The sequence below is a fragment of the Microbacterium sp. Bi128 genome, from assembly GCF_918698205.1.
The window spans coordinates 1-1,778 of sequence record NZ_CAKKMM010001071.1 but is presented as its reverse complement, the minus strand read 5'-3'; the positions used below and the strand labels follow the sequence as shown (position 1 = coordinate 1,778).

General features: G+C 59.7%; 2 protein-coding genes. Both read left to right on the top strand.

What is annotated here, in order from left to right; translation table 11 throughout:
- Positions 1 to 1,590, top strand: a 1,590-nt coding sequence (locus tag LQV45_RS29845) for a hypothetical protein (protein ID WP_230010770.1), incomplete at its 5' end; no start/stop codon positions are given.
- Positions 1,587 to 1,778: hypothetical protein (locus LQV45_RS29840; RefSeq protein ID WP_230010768.1), on the top strand; the 192-nt coding region annotated here is incomplete at its 3' end. The genes LQV45_RS29845 and LQV45_RS29840, both read left to right, overlap by 4 nt.

Here is a 1,778-nt window from a genome sequence, read left to right as displayed (position 1 = left end):
GAGGCCATGAACACCCCTGGTGATTCGTTGCTGAAATTGCCGGTTCACCCGTGGCCAACCACAGTCAACGCGGAACCGTTTCGGCATATCAGCTTCTCTAGTGAAGCTCGGCGGAGCGCCGGCGACCTGGTGGGCACGTCTGTGGGTTACGATGCCTTCGTCAACCGTGACTGGACACCGGAATTGTTCTCCCAGTTTGTGGCCTCCCGCGAACACCTGCGTGTCGAGTACGACGGCGGTTGGCGCCCCACCCTGGCCGCCATTGCCTCCTACCTACGGCTCCCGTTCCTGGTGAGCGCCCATTCGGAGGATTCCTGGACTCTCTCGTTCATCGACCTCTGGGGAGAGGTGGTGGTGGCTGATTTCGATGGTGGTCCTGATGACTTCCATGAGCTGAGGGCCCTCTTCTTCACGCGCGACTTGGCTACCGCTTTGAAGCACGGGAAATTGAGGGTGCGCCGCACCGGGCCGAGTGAATCGGAGCGGTTCACGAATCTGATGATCCTTCGCCAGGTGGCAGTAAGCGAGTGGAAGCAGCTGCATGCCCGCGGGAGGCTTGTGGCGCCGAAGGGAGCTGAGCTGTCCGCCGATGATCTGATGCTTGTCCCCCGGGATGACATCCATGTGAAACGCCCTGTGATCGCTCATGCGCGAAGCTCTCAGCATCTGTACGAGCTGATCTACCCGACAGACCACAAGCTAAGGCCCTTGGAAGTGCTCTGCGCAGTGGACGGGGTGCTGGAGATTTTCCGTCACGCAGCCACTGGTGCTGAGCATGGGCTTGGTGCTCACGCTTCCGAGTGGGCCGAGTGGATCCTGAACGACTCTGTTGCCGGCACACACTCATCAGAGGAGCAGCGGGGGGAGGGCGACAGCCCGGAAGCACAGCTGTACCGTCTGGCAAATAACATCAGCGAATACGAGGAGCTCGAGGTCGACACCTCGCAGTTCACCACAGCCCAAGAGCTGGGTGCTTGGCTGGACAAAGCCTTGGGCAATCACAATGCTCCGATCGTTGTCCGGCTGCTTGACGATGTGACGTTCATGCTGCGGACGCGGATTCCTTTGAGGATGCAGGATCATTCCTACGACCGTGAAGAGGGGACCGCTGTGGAGATCCGGACCCGGAAGAAGCCGTTCCTGCTGTGGGACGGGGTCGGGAACTGGTTAAGCCCGTCCCATAGCGGCTATGTGCTGAACCCAGTTTTGAATACGGTGATGGACGGGGACGCCGTCAACGCCTTCCTGGCACTGAACTGCCTGAACTTCAGTGCCCTGGAAGGTGACACTCTGCCCCAGGATGCCAACGTCAACCGGAATTCTTGGTTCCTGGTGGTGCTGGAAGGGACTGAAGCGTGCATGGCGTTCCCTGCCGCGGACACCATGTTGCAGGTCAATCTCGACCAGGATGGGGCCTCCGCCGTGATCACCGCCCGAGAGCGACTCAGCCGGACGAAGGAACTGCAGCAAGAGTATGCGTTCGAGCAGCAGTGGGCCCTTTGGCTTGATGAGGACCACCAGCTGTCGAAGGAAGAGATTCAGGCGGGTCTGGAAAAGCTGGGCAGAATCATTGAGGAGAGCACCGCATGATCCAGACAGGAGATGACGTCATCGACGGCACCGAAGTGGCTTCCGGCTTCGGGAACACCAGATGTTTGTGGGACAAATCGGTGTGCGTGGATCCACCCACCCACTTTGTGACGCTGGAGCTGGCTGATGGGACGAATGCCGAAGTGTTCTGTATCCGACATTACGTGCTGACGTTGGCCCGATTGTGC